We start from the raw sequence: 17,565 nt of genomic DNA on the forward strand, positions 1-17,565 counted from the left end.
ATTTAAAACGGAGATTTAACTAATGAGACTGACTAGTCTGTCCAGTGGAAGTAGCGGAAACAGTATATATGTTGGATCCGATACGACACATATCCTGGTTGATACAGGATGCAGTAAGAAAAGAATAGAGGAAGGTCTTAGCAAGCTGGATTTATCTCTGGCTGATATAGATGCAATTTTTGTGACGCATGAACATTCGGATCACATAAATGGCCTTCATACGATTCTTAAGAAATATGAAATTCCTGTATATGCCACAAAGGGAACAATTGAGGGCATAAGAATCAGCGATAAAAAAAGAGAAATGGATAACGCTGATTTTCATGAGATCAAGGCAGATAAGAAATTATCTGTAAAGGATCTTACCATCAATCCAATGACCATAATGCATGATGCATTAGAGCCTGTAGGCTACAGGATCAGCTGTGGCAAAAGCAGGATGGCAATAGCAACAGACCTTGGCTGTTATAACGAATATACAGTAGATTGCCTTCAGGGACTTGATGCAGTACTTATAGAAGCTAATCATGATGTAAGAATGCTTCAGACAGGACCTTATCCATATTATTTGAAAAAGAGAATTCTCGGGGAAAGAGGACATTTGTCCAATGAGAAAAGTGGGGAGCTTCTTTGCAGAATCCTGCATGATAATCTAAAAGGAATAATTCTCGGACACCTGAGTAAAGAAAATAATCTTCCCGAACTGGCTTACGAGACAGTAAGGGTTGAAATAGAAATGGGCAATAACCCATATCATGGCAGTGATTTCCCTATTATGGTTGCTGCCAGAAATGAATTGTCACAGGTATTGGAATTTTAGAGGAGAAAAGTGTCTTATGAACAAAATTATCATTACTGTAGTAGGAAAAGATACCGTAGGAATCATTGCAAAAGTATGTACATACCTTGCTGATAATGATGTAAACATTCTTGATATTTCTCAGACAATCGTATCAGGATATTTCAACATGATGATGATTGTAGATGTATCCGGAAGTAAAGTGGCTTTTAATGATCTTTCTGATTCATTGGAAAATATTGGAAGTGATATCGGTGTTGTAGTTAAATGTCAGAGAGAAGAAATCTTTGACTCAATGCACAGAATCTAAAGGAGATATCATGATAAATATTAGCGAAGTATCAGAAACTAATGAGATGATTGAAAAAGAGAATCTGGATGTCCGCACCATTACAATGGGCATCAGCCTCTTTGACTGCATAGATACAGATTTAAATGCACTTAATGAAAAAATCTATAATAAGATTCATGAAAGCGCAAAGGATCTGGTTAAAACCGGTGAGGAGATTTCAAAAGAATTCGGTATACCGATTGTAAATAAGCGAATTTCTGTTACGCCAATTGCCCTCATCGGTGCTTCTGCGTGTAAGACACCTTCTGATTTCGTAACCATTGCAAAGACTCTGGACAGAGCAGCAAAGGATGTAGGAATCAATTTCCTTGGTGGATACAGCGCTCTTGTAAGTAAGGGCATGACTACAGCAGATAAGCTTCTTATTGAGTCTATTCCCGAAGCACTTTCATCTACAGATGTTGTGTGTTCATCAGTTAATGTTGGTTCGACCAAGACCGGCATTAATATGGATGCAATAAGACTTCTTGGTGATATTATTATTGAAACAGCTGAAAAAACAAAGGATACTGACAGCTCGGGCTGCACAAAGCTTGTAATTTTCTGCAATGCCCCTGATGATAATCCTTTTATGGCCGGTGCATTTCATGGAGTAACAGAGGCAGACAGGATTATTAACGTTGGTGTCAGTGGACCCGGCGTAGTAAAGACAGCTCTTGAAAAGGTTAGAGGCGAGAACTTTGAAGTTCTTTGCGAGACTATCAAAAAGACTGCCTTCAAAGTAACAAGAGTTGGTCAGCTTGTGGCTAAAGAAGCGTCAGAGAGACTTGGAGTTCCCTTTGGTATTGTGGATCTTTCTCTTGCGCCAACACCGGCAATCGGTGACAGTGTTGCAGATATTCTGCATGAGATTGGTGTCGAGCATGCAGGTGCGCCCGGAACAACAGCAGCTCTTGCTTTACTTAATGATCAGGTTAAGAAGGGCGGAGCAATGGCTTCATCTTATGTGGGTGGACTTTCCGGTGCATTTATTCCTGTAAGTGAAGATCAGGGAATGATCAATGCAGTTAATGCCGGTGCCCTTACACTTGAGAAGCTTGAGGCAATGACCTGTGTTTGCTCTGTTGGACTTGATATGATAGCAATTCCCGGAGATACCAAGGCTACCACACTGGCAGGTATTATTGCGGATGAGATGGCAATTGGTATGATCAACCAGAAGACTACTGCAGTAAGACTTATACCTGTTATCGGAAAGACTGTGGGAGACACTGTTGATTTTGGCGGACTTCTCGGATTTGGTCCCATTATGCCTGTAAATAAGTTTGACTGTGCTGCCTTTGTAGACAGAGGCGGAAGAATTCCTGCACCGATTCATAGCTTTAAAAATTAAAATTTTAGTGAGTATATATGGAAAAGAAGCTTAAAATCCTTGATAAGGTTAAGGATAACGGCGAAAAATTAAATAGAATGCTCAGGCGAAATGCTGCAGGACAGACTGCAGCGCCTAAAAAGAAGGTAAATCTAAAGGAGCATCTTCAGAAGAAATCAACAAGAAAGAAGATAAGGGAGACCTTTGTTTCCTGGATGTTCCTTAGCCCTTCTCTTGCCGGAGTTCTCACATTTTTTGTGGTTCCTTTCCTGGTGGTTGTTTTTTATTCGCTTGTAAATAACCCTATTCAGAAGGAATTTGTTGGATTTTCAAATTTCGTAAGAGTATTTAATAACAATGCATTCAGACAGGCGGCAAGCAATACACTTATGTTTTCTGCTGTAGCTGTGCCGCTGGCAGTTGTTTTATCACTGTTTCTTGCCGTAGTTATGGAATCCGGTATTCCCTTCAAGAGCCAGTTCAGAAGCTTTTTCCTAAGCCCTATGATGGTTCCTATCGCATCAATTGTACTTATATGGCAGGTTCTGTTTGATTACAACGGCCTGATAAATCAGGTCTATCTTATGATGGGCGGTCCCTCTAAGATTGACTGGCTTAAATCCGATAAGGCGCAGATAGTAGTTGTTATTTTGTTTTTATGGAAGAATCTTGGCTATAACATGATTCTGTTCATGGCAGCCCTTTCAAGTGTCCCTAAGGATCTGATGGAGGTTGCAAGACTGGAAAGTGCCACTGAGAGACAGATTTTCTGGTCTATAAAGATGAGATATCTCTCATCCACAATTTTGTTTGTAACCATAATGTCGCTGATAAATTCGTTTAAGGTATTTAGAGAGGTTTATCTGCTTACAGGAGATTATCCCTATCAGACCCTTTATATGATGCAGCACTTTATGAATAATACCTTTGCTTCTGTGGATTATCAGAAGCTGTCGGCATCGGCCATAATGATGGCAATAGTGGTAGTAATACTAATGTTTATTATGTTTATTACAGAAGACCGATATGGAAGGGATATAGAAGGCTAATAAATGGCTGAAATAAGAAAGCCAAAATCTGAAACGGTCTTTTATGAAAGAGCGATCAGAAAGGCGCATAGAAAAAAGAGAATAACGAAATATGGTCTGATTATCGGTACCATAATAGCGGCAATATTTGCAATACTTTTCCTGACACCCATAATTCTTACCATCACGAATTCATTTATGAGTTCCTCTGAGATAAGTGCCAATTATGGAGCAGTATTTAAAACTACCGAAAATGGCGGAAAGGTTTTCATATCTAAAACCGTAAACCTGAAGTTTATACCTGATATTGTTTCCTTTAGCCAGTATTATGCAGTGCTTTTTAAATCACCTGAATATCTGGTGAAGTTTTGGAACAGTGTACTTTATGTAGTTCCAATCGTTGGAGTTCAGCTGATGATTGCAATGCTTGCCTCATACGGCTTTGCAAGATATCAGGGAAGAGTAAGAGAAGTCATATTTTTCATTTATATAATTTTGATGCTGATGCCTTATCAGGTAACACTGGTTCCAAATTACCTGGTTTCACAATGGCTGGGAATACTTGATACAAGGTGGGCGATTTTGCTCCCAGGATTTTTCTCACCCTTTGCGGTATTTCTTTTGACGAAATTCATAAGAAGAATACCCACGGAGGTTATGGAAGCGGCATCTATTGACGGTGCCGGAGAGTGGCAGATTTTCTCTAAAATCTGCATGCCACTTTGTAAGAGCGGCCTTATATCCATAGCGATTCTGGTATTTATCGATTACTGGAACATGGTAGAGCAGCCACTTATTCTTTTATCGAATGATGAGCTTCATCCGCTTTCGGTATTCTTGTCAAAGATAAACGCAGGTGAGATAAGTCTGGCTTTCGCAGTAGCAGTTATATATCTTGTACCGCCGTTATTGATTTTCCTGTATGGTGAAGAATATCTGGTTGAAGGTATCTCATATCAGGGCGGATTAAAGGGATAATTATCTAAATATATTTATAAAGTTTTAAAGGAAGAGGAAGAGGTATGTCAGAAGCAGTTAGTACAACCGGCAATAAAAAGAGCAGAAAGGATATTATCAAGGATATTACAATAGCGTTTCTTGTAATCCTTCTTTTGCTCACATTCTTTTCAAATACCATAATGAATTTTTCATTGCCGGAGGTTGCAATTCAGCAGGTTCAGGAGGGTAATATTTCTCCTATGATCAGGGGAACTGGAACGGTTGAAGCATCAGATCCTTATAATGTTAAGGTCTCTCAGGAAAGAGTTATTAAGAGCGTTGCGGTTACAGAGGGTTCCCATGTAGATAAGGGCGATATTATTTATTATCTTGAGGACAAGGAATCTACGGAGCTTACAGAGGCTGAATCCAAGCTTGAGGAGATGACTCAGACCTATGAGTCAGCGCTTTTCTCAGGTGATATTGATGATACATCAATTACCAGAATCAGAAGCGGTGTTACTCTTACCTTTGATGATTATCAGGCAAAGCTCAAGGCTGCCAGTGACAGATATGATGCTGCAAAGGCTGCAGACGAAGCTGCTCAGGCTACAATTGATGAGCAGTCTCAGGCACAGTCCTATACTTCTGCACAGTATAACTATGATGAAGCTACACCTCAGTATGAGGATGCTGAGATTACCTACAGACTGGCTCAGATTGAGGAGCAGATATCTGATGCACAGGATACAAAGGATCATGCTAAGGATTTGCGTGATAAAGAAAAATCCGGATCAAAAAAATATGAAAAATATAATACTGAATACTGGGCTGCGGATCAGATGCTCGATGCACTAAACGAGGAAAAGAGCAGGCTTTCTATTCAGCAGGCAAGTAACACAAAAGATGTATCACAGATGACCACCCAGGCAGGTCAGGTTGACAGTGATTATCAGAGAGAAATGGCAAGCCTTCAGGATACAAAGAATAAGACTGCCCTTGAACTTGAAAGAGCTACAACTGAGCGTACAGAGCTACTTACAGAGATCAGCAAGGAAATTGAGCTCTGCAATCAGAGAGATGATATAGAGGAACAGAAAGAAACTGTTGAGAAGCTTAAGGCTGAGTCCACAGGTGGTAAGATTGAAGCTCCTGTTGCAGGTACAATCACAAAGCTTGAGCTTAAGGCAGGAGAATCTACCAGTGCAGACAACGAGGTCGCTGTAATTCAGGTTGACGGTAAGGATATGGTTATGAGCTTCTCCGTTACCGTGGATCAGGCAAAGGGACTTAAGGTAGGTGATATTGCTGAGCCTCAGAACGCATGGTATTACACCAACTTCAAAGCAACACTTAAGTCAATTAAAGCAGATTCTCAGAATCCTAATACAAAGAAAGTACTTACATTTTCTATAGAGAGCCCTGAGGTTCAAAATGGTCAGTCTGTAAGTCTTCAGATTGGTGAGAAGTCCAACAATTATGACCTTACAATTCCTGCAGGCGCTGTTCGTGAGGATCAGAACGGTAAATTCATTCTTGTGGTTAAGTCTAAGTCCTCACCTCTTGGAAACAGATATATCGCTTCCAGAGTTGATGTTGAAGTCCTTGCATCAGATGATACTACAGCAGCTATTAGCGGAAGTCTTGAGGGTGACGAATATGTAATTACCACAACAACAAGTCTTGTTAATTCAGGAGATCAGGTGAGACTGGCTAATAACAATGAGTAAATTTTTAAATGGATTAAAGGACAGGATAAAACATCTGCGATTATCGCAGATCATATATGTAGTTATTGTACTTTTATTGATCATAACTATCGGTGTACTGAATGTGGTTAAGGAGCATATTGCGGATAGTATTTATGATCAGAATGAAGGATCAAGATGGTCCAATGATATAAGATGCGGACAGGTTAGTCTGATATTTTCAGAGGATGCCAATGTAAGCGCTGATAAAATACAGGAATATGAATACAATATAAATAAAGGTATTATTGCTGATGGTTACCAGGATGGTTCTGCAAGTAAACAGACCGGTGACGCTGTCTGGAATGACTGCTACAGTGCAATGGGAAGCGTTACCGTAACCAGAGATAAGCGTAGTGTAGATGCTTTTGCGGTAGGCATAGGCGGTGATTTTTTCCAGTTTCATCCGATGAAGATTCTGTCAGGTAATTATATCAATTCAGATTCACTTATGACGGATTATGTAATGCTTGATGAAGACCTGGCATGGCAGCTTTTTGGATCTGTGGATATTGTTGGAATGCAGGTCATGATAAAGGGCGTGCCTCATTATATTGCTGGAGTTGTAAAACGAGATTCCGGTAAATTTGTTAAGCAGGCAGGACTGAACTTTCCTACAATCTATCTTTCATATCAGTCACTTGCTACCTATGGAACCATCGATTCATCTGTACTTGCTACAGATAATACTATTGGCAGTATTACTGTGAAAAAGAAGGATGATGAAGAGGATGCTAACGGCGAATCGGATCTTAATACCGAGAGCAAAGGTATTATCTGCATGGAGGTGGTTATGCCTAATCCTGTAGATAATTACGCTAAGGATTTTCTTATTAAGAAGCTGAGTCTTAATACAAATATTGTTGAAGTAGTTGATAATTCTGCACGATATGAGAATAAGAATCTCATTGATGTTCTTGGTTCTTTTAACAAAAGAGCAATGCAGATTAAGCCTATTATTTATCCGTACTGGGAGAACAATGCGAGAGCTTATGAAAATATTCTCGCATATATGCTTCTCATTCAGTTTATTTGCGGAATAGTATCATTTATTATGATTGCTATTATGGTAGTTCAAAGCTACAGACACCGGAAATGGAGAGCCGGTCAGATATGGACGGGATTCCTTGACTGGAAATATGATATGGAATCCAGAGTCAAATATCATAACGATAAATGGAAACATTTTTAACAATTTATCGATTCTCATTATGGAGGTTATTTATGAAAAAATTCTATCTGAAGCGTGTACTTAGCGTATCGCTGGCTGCAATTATGCTTGTATCTGCAGCAGGCTGCGGTAAGAAAAAGGAAGCATCAAGTGATGCAAGTGAGGCAACTCACAACGTTAAGGACTATGTTTACAAGGAAAATGATATTAATCTTGGCAGTGACATAGATGCAAATTCAATAAACTACATTGGCACATTCGGTGACAAGATTTATGCTGCCGGCAATTATTATGGCGGTAATGATGTTTCAACCATGGTTTTCATGATGAATAGCGACGGTACCGGTATTGAAAAGGTTTCAATAGCAGGTGGCGATTATACAAGCGTAAATCAGGTAGCCGTAAGTCCCGACGGATCAATTTATACAATTGAATCCGGATATGGCGGAAACATTCTTCCAGGTGGTGAAACAGATGGCCCTGTTTCCTTATTTGGTGTAGAGGATTCAGAGGGCAGTGGCGATTCCGGAGAAGCTGAGCCTACAGAAGCTTCCGATGCTGAAGCTGCTGATGATACTGATGATACTGATGATTCAGCAGATACACCGGACACACCTGATACACCCGGTGAAGGCGATGATGAAGTTATAGAATTAGATGAAGGCACTTTCGAGGATGCCGGTGACGGTGAAATGTTCTTTACCGATGACAGTGGAATGATTGGCGGTTCCATGGCAATGGGTACAGAAGAATATTATCTCGTAAAGTACTCAAGCGATGGAACAGAAGTTTTCAGAGAGAAGATAAATGCTGAGGAATCAGAGGATTCATATTTTTACATCACTTCTTTTGTAGCTACAGATAAGGGAGTTGCCATTTCGGATTCCAACGGAATACATATCTACAGCAGTGAAAATGGCAGCTTTGTAAAGGATGTTGATTGTGGCGAAGATTTCGATTCTTCTAATGGCAATTATTTTGCTTTGTATGCAAAGAATGACGGAGGAGCTCTTGCTACACTGAACACTGAAACAAATATGGAGTTCTATACTTTAGATTTCGATGGCGCAAAGCTTAATCATCTTGAGGGCTCCACAATTCCTGCATATGAGTACAATATTGCAGCAGGTATTGGTTGTGATGTTTTACTTGCAAACGGAGAAGGTGTATTTTCATACAATGTTGGCGATGCTGAGCCTAAAATGATTATGAACTACGTTGACTCCGACATCAGTATTTATGGTCTTTACTCATTTGCTGCTATAAATGAAAAGGATCTTTATTGCCTGCTTCCTACAGATGAGTCCTATACTCTTGCTGTACTTAACAAGGTTGATCCTAAAGAGGTTAAGGATAAAAAGACAATCGTACTTGGCTGTAACTATATTGATTATGATGTAAGAAGCCACGTTGTTAAGTTCAACAAAGAAAACGATGAGTACAGAATCGTAATTTCAGATTACTCAAAATATGATACCGATGATAATTATTCTGGCGGTTCAAGCAGATTAAATACTGATATAGTTTCAGGTAATATCCCGGATATCCTTGTCCTTGATACAGATATGCCTGTTGATAGTTATATTTCAAAGGGACTGTTCCTTGATATGTCCGATTACTTTAATAAGGACGAGGAAATCTCTAAGAATGAGTATCTTGATACTGTAATGGAAGCATTCAAGACAGACGGAAAAATGTACAAGCTGATTCCCAGCTTCTACGTGGAAACTGTCATGACAGCAAAGGAATATGTAGGAGATAAGACTACATGGACAATTGCCGATCTTGAGAAGCTTATCAAAGATAAGAATGTAAATTATAAGAATGTATTCGGTGCTCTTGGAAGAGATGATCTCTTTGAGATGGCTCTGAGCCTTACAGGTTCTCAGTTTATTGACTGGTCTACTCTTACCTGCAGCTATAATTCAGATGCATTTATTCACCTTTTGGAATTTGCAAATGAATTCCCTGAGGAGCTTGAGGATGATGAGTATTTTGCTGATACTTCTTCATTCTGGAGAGAAGGAAAAGCACTTGCATCAAGACTTAGCATAAGCAGTTTCTCCGATATCAATTATGAGGAGAAGGGTGTTTACGGAAAAGATATCGTTCCTATCGGATTCCCTTCAGAGAACGGAACCGGTGCTGCTATATTCCCGAACCTTCAGCTTACAATCAGCAGTAACTCAAAGGTTAAGGATGGTTGTTGGGAATTTGTAAGATATTTCCTTACAGATGATTACCAGAAAAATATCGATACAGCATGGCCTGTAAGTATGAAGAGAATAAATGAGCTTGCTGAGGCAGCTCAGAAAAAGCCTACTTATACCGATGAAAACGGTAAGGAAGTAGAATATGACGATACTTATTACATCGGTGACAGCGAGATTATCATTGATCCTATGACAAAGGATGAGGTTCAGGAGCTTATCGATTATCTCGGATCCATTGATCAGGTAGGTAACTACAACGAAGAAGTTAATAAGATAATAAAAGAAGAAGCTGCAGCATATTTCAGTGGTCAGAAGTCAGCTGCAGAGGTTGCTGATATTATTCAGAGCCGTGTTCAGATTTACGTAAACGAGATTTCTTAATAACTATTAAGGGGAGGAGTGAACCGTATGTATAACAGCTTATTTAATTTAAACCCGCAGACGTTTTGGCTTTTGGCTACGATAGTGCTGGCTGTGATTGAGATTTTCACACTTGGACTATCTACAATATGGTTTGCTTTAGGTGCATTTGCAGCATTTATTCTTGCTATTTGCAGTGCATCGGTCCCTCTTCAGATAGTTGTGTTTATTCTTGTTTCAATAGCATCACTTTTGCTTGTAAGACCGCTTTCAATGAAGTATCTTAATAGTAAGATATCTAAAACTAACATTGATGCAGTGGTTGGCAGAAAAGTTAAGGTGACTGCGGCAATAGATAATACTTCTGAAACCGGAACTGTCCAGATGGATGGAACTACATGGAATGCCAGAAGTGTGAATGATGGCGAAAATATAGCAGTTGGGGAAACAGTTGTCATTCAAAGAGTTGAGGGAAATAAATTATTTGTAAATAAAGAATAATTTTAGGAGGAAAAGGTATGCCATATTTTATTGCTATTATTCTTATTCTTGTTCTGATTGCCATGAACATCAAGATTGTTCCTCAGGCTCATTCATTTATTGTTGAGCGTCTTGGTGCGTACAAGGAGACATGGGATGTCGGTCTTCACTTTATGATTCCTTTTATTGATAAGGTTGCAAGAAAAGTGGATCTTAAAGAGCAGTATTGTGATTTCCCGCCTCAGCCCGTTATCACTCAGGATAACGTAACAATGCAGATTGATTCAATTGTATTCTTCCGTATTTCGGACCCCAAGGCTTATGCATACGGTGTTCGCAATCCTATCGGTGCTATTGAAAATCTTACAGCAACAACACTTCGTAACGTAATTGGATCACTTACACTTGATGAGACACTTACCAGCCGTGATCAGATCAACGCTCAGATGCAGGATGCACTTGATATCGCTACTGATCCCTGGGGTATCAAAATTACTCGTGTTGAGCTTAAAAACATCAATCCTCCGGAGCAGATTCGTGATGCCATGGAGAAGCAGATGAAGGCAGAGCGTGAAAAGAGAGAAAAGATTCTTTTCGCAGAAGGTGAGAAGCAGTCAGCTATAACTGTAGCAGAAGGTGAAAAGCAGAGTAAGATCCTTCAGGCAGAGGCTGATAAGCAGGCTACAATTCTTCAGGCTGAAGCTATGAAGGAAAAGCAGATCAGAGAAGCTGAAGGTCAGGCTGAAGCTATCAGAAACGTACAGAAGGCTAACGCTGACGGTATTATGATGCTTAAGGAAGCCGGAGCAGATGAGTCTGTTCTTACCATCAAGAGCCTTGAGGCATTTGAAAAGGCTGCTAACGGTCAGGCTACAAAGATTATTGTACCTAGCAATATTGCAGGTGTTGCAGGTCTTGCCGAATCCATTAAGGAAGTTGTAAAGAGCTGATATTTTTGAAGTATATGCCGGAAAGTCATCTTATGGTGACTTCCGGCTTAATACAAATATAATCTAACGAGGGGAAAAGATTATGTCTGATAATAAAGGTAGAGAAGCTCTTATTCATTCGCTGGCTCAGTCCATGGGAATGGGTGATGCTCAAAAGAAGAGTGCTACAGGTAAGTACAATTCCGAGACCGGTACCATTATGAGTAATGGCAGAGTTATCAGTAATGCTACTGTAGTACAGGCCAAAAATTATTTCACTGCGCAGTATAATAAGCTTGCGGAGATGGATGATGAGGGTGCCAAACAGATGGCTACACTTTACGAGGTTGCCATGGAAGCCATCGGTATTATGATTGACGGCGGTAAATCTAATTCTGAATAATTTCTTATATTTTCATTTTTTTGTTGCATTTATTCTTTTTATGATGTATTGTGTCTTTAGTCAGTAGACTATATTCTATTGTTCCGTTTTAATTTCCACATTGATATGGTTTGAAAAAATTAGTTAATTTGTTTTATAAAAAGAAAGGGTAATTAGTTTGAGAGAGAAATTAGAGACACTTACACTTGCGTCCTTAAGAGACCTTGCAAAGCAGAATGGTGTTAAAAGCGTCACAACTATGAAAAAATCAGAGCTTATCGATGCTCTGCTTGAAATTGCTGAAAAGAAAGCCAGCGAAGCAGCTGAAAAGAAAGAAGCGGAGGCTCCTGCAGAAAAGCCAAGAAAGACTGCTGCTAAGACTGTTAAAAAGAAGATTGTTATAACTACAGATTCATCAGCTAAGTCTGAAGCAAAGCCTGCTGAACGCGAAGACCGCGATGAGCATAAGGCTCCGGAAGCTAAGAAGCCTGTAGAGGCTAAGGCTGAAGAGAAAGAAAATACCAAGAAGGATGACGGCGTTTCAGAGGAAGAGCTTGCAAATGGTATTCCTGCAAACGGTATTCTCGAGGTTATGCAGGATGGATTTGGATTTATCCGCTGTGAAAACTTCCTTCCCGGTGAAAATGATGTTTATGTAGCGCCTGCTATGATCAGAAAGTATAACCTTAAAACTGGTGATATTCTTGCAGGTATCAGTCGTCAGAAGAAAGAAAGCGATAAATTCGGAGCACTTCTTCAGCTCAATACAATAAACGGATACAAGCCCGAAATCGCAATGGGGCGTTGGAATTTTGAGAATATGACTCCAATTTTCCCTAACAGACAGATTGTTCTTGAGTATCCCGGATCTTCAATTGCTATGAGAATCATGGACCTCATTTCACCTATCGGTAAGGGCCAGCGTGGTATGATCGTATCACCTCCTAAAGCCGGTAAAACAACACTCCTTAAGGATGTTGCAATGTCAGTAAAGAGAAACAATCCTGACATTCATCTTATCATTCTTCTTATCGATGAGCGTCCTGAGGAAGTTACGGATATCAAGGAGTGCATTGAAGGCCCTAATGTAGAGGTTATCTATTCTACATTCGATGAGCTTCCTGAGCACCACAAGAGAGTATCCGAGATGGTTATCGAGAGGGCTAAGCGCCTTGTTGAGCACAATAAGGACGTAATGATTCTCCTTGATTCAATCACAAGACTTACAAGAGCCTATAACATCGTTGTTCCTCCGTCAGGAAGAACACTTTCAGGTGGTCTTGATCCCGCAGCTCTTCATATGCCTAAGAGATTCTTTGGTGCTGCGAGAAATATGAAGGAGGGCGGAAGCCTTACAATCCTTGCAACTGCACTTATTGAGACAGGCTCTAAGATGGATGATGTTATCTACGAGGAATTCAAGGGTACAGGTAACATGGAAATGGTTCTTGACAGAAAGATGCAGGAAAAGAGAATATTCCCTGCAATCAACATTGCCAAGTCCAGCACAAGAAGAGAGGATCTTCTCCTTAAGCCTGATGAGCTTGCAGCTGTTAATACCCTCAGAAAGGGCTTTAACGGAATGAAGGCTGACGAAGCTGTTGATCAGTGCATAAATATGTTTGCTAAGACCAGAAATAATAATGAATTCATCAGAATGGTTGAAAAGCAGATGAGATATAACTAAATTGAATTTTGAAGAGACATGCCGAAAGGTGTGTCTCATTTTTATACCATTTAAGGCCATAAAAAAAAGAACACTTTCGTGTTCGGAATTTTGGGAGGAGGGGTTGTCCGGTGGGGAACCAGACAACCCGGTATGAAAAAAGTTTTGTTGGGGGAGTCAGAAGTTCTAACTCCTGTTACATTCATGATACGTGGAAAATTTGTACAGAATATGGACAAAACATAAACTAAGTATAAAATAACTCGAAATTAAAAATAACAAAAAACGAGATTTTGTAAATTTTATTAAAGACTATATGAAAGAAAACACGAGATATCGTGAATATGATATACTTGATCTATATAGAAAAAGTAAGGAGGAACGCTTTTTGGGAAACGTAGATGTTGTTCAAAAAAACGATAACGTTTTTTCAAATGGTCTTGGCCTATCCGGCGGTGCATTAGCTGCAATTGCCGCAAAAGCTGCGGCTGCAGCATTGCTTCTTCGTATTACTTATGAAAGTGTTGAATTTCAAAGGGATGATGGAAGGATCGTAGATGTTCCCATTAGATTTATTCCTCACCCTGAGAATACTGCTATTCGTGAATATGCTGTTGTACTTAATGGTTCCAGAGTTCAGGGGCTTATGAATGCTGCGGAAATTCACGTGAGCGTTGAGAGAGTTAGAAAACTAGCTGAAATTCCCGAAAGAGTTTACATAAAACCTCAATACATAAATCTTTACCTTGATGGTATGGATGGAATTTTGAGACTTGCTGAAACTAATGAAATAGGTCTTATGGCTTATGCAGCAATCGATAAAGATGCAAGAAATGTAATTTTCCAGGCGGTAGCTGATGTGGTACGATTCGCAGATGTTATGCCGCTTTTGATGATAAAGGTTTCTACTGTAGCGTTTAATAATTCACCGCAACAGAATATGATCCTTGGAAGTGGCGGAAATATTGTGCCTACATCTCAAAACGAGATTCTTATTGAAATTGCCAATTCTCTTGAGGATCAATATGACAGGGGAATCAGAAATATAATTGCTGTACCGGGAAATGCCGGGCATAAATATGTTCAGGAAGCGGTACATATTTCGATGACTCATTGTATCAGGTGCCGTAATTATATAGGAAATGCCATAGATATGGCCGCTGCCATAGGAATGGAAAATTTCCTGCTTGTAGGTAACTGTTCAAAACTTATAAGACTTGCGGCAGGAATTATGGATACACACACCTGGACTGCCGATGGAAGGCGAGAAGTTCTTTCGCTCCACACGGTTTTGGCCGGCGGAACAATTTCACAGGCAAGAATACTTCAGGAGCTTGCAACCACTGATCAGATGCTTGCTAAGCTTACGGAATGGGGAATCCGTGATGCTGTTATGAACAGTGTTTGTACAAAAATCGGTGACTATATGCAAAACAGAATAGGCGGGAAGCCAATGGGCTTTGGGGTAGTGCCTATTCATCAGGAATATGGGGTCCTTGGACAGACTCCTAATATGTCAAATGTTCTTGCTGCAGTTAGTAGGGAACAGTTTGCACTTTCTATTAAAAAACCATGAGATTTCGTGGTATAATATTTTAGTAAATCATTAAGGAGATGGAAAAAGTTATGTCTAAAGTAATATTGACCGGCGACCGTCCGACAGGTAAGCTTCACATTGGTCATTATGTCGGATCACTGAGAAGAAGGGTTGAGCTGCAGAACTCAGGAGAGTTTGATGATATTTTCATCATGATCGCTGATGCACAGGCTCTTACAGATAATGCGGAGAATCCCGAAAAGGTAAGACAGAATATAATTGAGGTTGCTCTTGATTATCTTGCGGTTGGACTTGATCCTGCAAAGAGCACTTTGTTTGTGCAGTCACAGATACCTGAACTCACTGAGCTTTCTTTCTATTACATGAATCTTGTTACAGTAGCAAGACTTCAGAGAAATCCCACAGTAAAATCTGAAATCCAGATGCGTGATTTTAAAGCAAGCATTCCTGTAGGATTTTTTACATATCCTATCAGCCAGGCTGCGGATATTACTGCTTTTAAGGCAACAACTGTTCCTGTAGGTGAGGATCAGGAGCCTATGATAGAGCAGTGCAGAGAGATTGTGCATAAGTTCAATTCAATTTATGGCGAAGCTCTTGTAGAGCCGAAGATTCTTTTGCCTGATAATAAGGCATGTCTCAGACTTCCCGGTACAGACGGACAGGCTAAGATGAGTAAATCTATCGGTAACTGCATCTACCTTTCAGAGTCTCCGGAATCCATAAAGAAAAAGGTTATGAGCATGTTCACCGATCCCAATCACTTAAGAGTTGAGGATCCGGGTGAAGTTGAAAATAATCCTGTATTCATTTATCTTACAGCTTTTGCAAGAGATGAGCATTTTGCTGAGTTTGCTCCTGATTATGCTAATCTTGATGAGATGAAGGCTCATTATCAGAGAGGCGGTCTTGGTGATGTTAAGGTTAAGAAGTTCCTTAACAACGTTCTTCAGGCTGAGCTTGAGCCCATCAGAAAGCGCAGAGAAGAGTTCCAGAAGGACATTCCTTACGTTTATGATGTTCTTAAAAAGGGATCTGAGGTTGCCGAGGAGAGAGCTGCACAGACTCTCAGCGATGTAAAGAAGGCAATGAAGATCGACTACTTCAGTGATGAAGAATTGATTGCTATGCAGTCAGCAAAATATCAGGAAAATAATGACTAAAAATGGAGGCTTCGCATGAAGAACATTTTATTTGTAGCATCTGAAGGTGTACCTTTTATTAAAACAGGAGGACTCGCTGATGTTGTAGGTTCACTTCCAAAGGAGCTTGATCCCAGATACTTTGACGTACGTGTTGTTCTTCCCAAATACTCATGTATGTCACAGGAGATGAAGGATAAGCTTGAGTATGTCTCCAACTTTTACATGGATTTTCACTGGAAAAGTGAATATGTTGGAATTTTCTATGCCGAAGTAGAAGGCATTAAGTATTATTTTATTGATAACGAATACTTCTTTAGCGGTATGGCTCCCTATGGCGGAGATGTACTTTGGGAGATTGAAAAATTTGCGTTCTTCAGCAAAGCTTCACTTTCAATTCTTCCTGTAATTGGCTTTAGACCGGATATAATTCACTGTCATGACTGGCAGACAGGACTTATTCCTGTATATCTCAAGGAGAGATTCCAGGGTAATGAATTTTTCCGTGGTATTAAGTCAATAATGACAATCCACAATCTTAAGTTCCAGGGTAAGTGGGACGCAAAGGATGTTCAGGATATTACAGGACTTCCTGATTATTATTTCACACCGGATAAGCTTGGCTACTACAAGGATGCCAATCTTTTGAAGGGAGGTATCGTATATGCCGATGCCATCACAACTGTAAGCAGCACCTATGCTGAAGAGATCAAGACCGAATTTTACGGAGAAGGTCTTGACGGCCTTTTAAGAGCACGTACCAACGATCTTAGAGGTATTGTAAATGGTATCGATTATGGCGAATTTAATCCTGAGACGGATAAATTCCTTGATCATCCTTACAATGCGATTAACTTCAGGAAAGAAAAGTCTAAGAACAAGAGAGCACTTCAGAGAGAGCTTGGCCTTCCTGAGGATGATAAGATCATGATGATCGGTATAATTTCACGTCTTACCGATCAAAAGGGCTTTGACCTTATCGCCTATGTTCTTGATGAGCTTTGTCAGGATGCCATTCAGGTGGTTGTTCTCGGTACAGGTGAAGAGCAGTACGAGAATATGTTCCGTCATTTTGCATGGAAATACAGTGACAAGATTTCCGCTAATATCTATTACTCAAATCCTTTGTCACATAAGATTTATGCAGCATCCGATGCCTTCCTTATGCCGTCACTGTTTGAGCCCTGCGGACTTTCACAGCTTATGGCACTCAGATACGGAACTATTCCGATTGTCAGACAGACAGGAGGACTTACAGATACTGTTGAACCCTACAATCAGTTCGAGAGTAAGGGCACAGGCTTCGGATTCCTTAATTACAACGCTCATGAAATGATGCATACTGTGCGCGAAGCAGAGCGTGTATTCTACGATAACAAGCGTGAGTGGAATAAGATGATTGATAGAGCGATGGCTGCCAATTTCTCTTGGAAGGTATCAGCTTCCAAATATCAGGAGATGTACGATTGGCTTAGACCTTAATTTA

Annotated in this window: 15 protein-coding genes; all 15 read left to right on the forward strand. The window is 40.0% G+C overall.

Annotated features, from left to right (window positions below):
- The first annotated feature begins 22 nt into the window (after positions 1 to 22).
- The 15 genes from G608_RS0101670 (at position 23) to glgA (ending at position 17,561) form a co-directional block, all read left to right on the forward strand.
- Positions 23 to 820 (forward strand): MBL fold metallo-hydrolase, encoded by a 798-nt coding sequence (locus G608_RS0101670; protein WP_026494550.1) that lies wholly within the window; start codon positions 23 to 25, stop codon positions 818 to 820.
- 16 nt (positions 821 to 836) lie between these two features.
- Positions 837 to 1,109, forward strand: a complete 273-nt coding sequence (locus G608_RS0101675) for an ACT domain-containing protein (protein ID WP_026494551.1) — start codon at positions 837 to 839, stop codon at positions 1,107 to 1,109.
- A gap of 10 nt (positions 1,110 to 1,119) precedes the next feature.
- A complete protein-coding gene (locus G608_RS0101680) occupies positions 1,120 to 2,484 on the forward strand; it encodes a PFL family protein (RefSeq protein ID WP_026494552.1) in 1,365 nt (454 codons plus the stop codon).
- A 17-nt stretch (positions 2,485 to 2,501) separates the two neighbouring features.
- The gene (locus G608_RS0101685) at positions 2,502 to 3,512 is read left to right on the forward strand and encodes a carbohydrate ABC transporter permease (RefSeq protein ID WP_242829319.1); all 1,011 of its coding nucleotides are present in this window, start codon (positions 2,502 to 2,504) and stop codon (positions 3,510 to 3,512) included.
- Positions 3,513 to 3,515: 3 nt separating this feature from the next.
- On the forward strand, positions 3,516 to 4,469 hold the full coding sequence (locus G608_RS0101690) for a carbohydrate ABC transporter permease (protein WP_081677250.1): 954 nt from the start codon (positions 3,516 to 3,518) through the stop codon (positions 4,467 to 4,469).
- Positions 4,470 to 4,513: 44 nt separating this feature from the next.
- Positions 4,514 to 6,160 (forward strand): HlyD family efflux transporter periplasmic adaptor subunit, encoded by a 1,647-nt coding sequence (locus G608_RS0101695; RefSeq protein ID WP_026494555.1) that lies wholly within the window; start codon positions 4,514 to 4,516, stop codon positions 6,158 to 6,160.
- Positions 6,153 to 7,370: an ABC transporter permease gene (locus G608_RS0101700; RefSeq protein WP_026494556.1), complete on the forward strand. Its 1,218-nt coding sequence runs from the start codon at positions 6,153 to 6,155 to the stop codon at positions 7,368 to 7,370. The genes G608_RS0101695 and G608_RS0101700 overlap by 8 nt, the downstream gene beginning before the upstream one ends.
- A 32-nt stretch (positions 7,371 to 7,402) precedes the next feature.
- Positions 7,403 to 9,943, forward strand: coding sequence for an ABC transporter substrate-binding protein (locus G608_RS0101705; RefSeq protein WP_026494557.1), 2,541 nt, complete (start codon positions 7,403 to 7,405; stop codon positions 9,941 to 9,943).
- 27 nt (positions 9,944 to 9,970) lie between these two features.
- The gene (locus G608_RS0101710) at positions 9,971 to 10,423 is read left to right on the forward strand and encodes an NfeD family protein (RefSeq protein ID WP_051208705.1); all 453 of its coding nucleotides are present in this window, start codon (positions 9,971 to 9,973) and stop codon (positions 10,421 to 10,423) included.
- 17 nt (positions 10,424 to 10,440) lie between these two features.
- Complete coding sequence (locus G608_RS0101715; protein ID WP_026494559.1) at positions 10,441 to 11,352, forward strand: SPFH domain-containing protein; 912 nt, start codon at positions 10,441 to 10,443, stop codon at positions 11,350 to 11,352.
- Between the two features lie 82 nt (positions 11,353 to 11,434).
- The gene (locus G608_RS0101720) at positions 11,435 to 11,734 is read left to right on the forward strand and encodes a hypothetical protein (RefSeq protein WP_026494560.1); all 300 of its coding nucleotides are present in this window, start codon (positions 11,435 to 11,437) and stop codon (positions 11,732 to 11,734) included.
- Between the two features lie 157 nt (positions 11,735 to 11,891).
- On the forward strand, positions 11,892 to 13,400 hold the full coding sequence (gene rho / locus G608_RS0101725) for a transcription termination factor Rho (protein ID WP_026494561.1): 1,509 nt from the start codon (positions 11,892 to 11,894) through the stop codon (positions 13,398 to 13,400).
- 367 nt (positions 13,401 to 13,767) lie between these two features.
- Positions 13,768 to 14,955 carry a cobalt-precorrin-5B (C(1))-methyltransferase gene (locus G608_RS0101735; RefSeq protein ID WP_026494562.1) on the forward strand — a complete coding sequence of 396 codons (1,188 nt, stop codon included), beginning with the start codon at positions 13,768 to 13,770 and terminating at the stop codon, positions 14,953 to 14,955.
- A 50-nt stretch (positions 14,956 to 15,005) separates the two neighbouring features.
- Positions 15,006 to 16,100, forward strand: a complete 1,095-nt coding sequence (gene trpS / locus G608_RS0101740) for a tryptophan--tRNA ligase (protein WP_026494563.1) — start codon at positions 15,006 to 15,008, stop codon at positions 16,098 to 16,100.
- Between the two features lie 15 nt (positions 16,101 to 16,115).
- Positions 16,116 to 17,561: a glycogen synthase GlgA gene (gene glgA, locus G608_RS0101745; RefSeq protein ID WP_026494564.1), complete on the forward strand. Its 1,446-nt coding sequence runs from the start codon at positions 16,116 to 16,118 to the stop codon at positions 17,559 to 17,561.
- The last annotated feature ends 4 nt before the right edge of the window (positions 17,562 to 17,565 follow it).

Source organism: Butyrivibrio sp. WCD3002 (assembly GCF_000424265.1).
Taxonomy (GTDB): Bacteria; Bacillota; Clostridia; order Lachnospirales; family Lachnospiraceae; genus Butyrivibrio.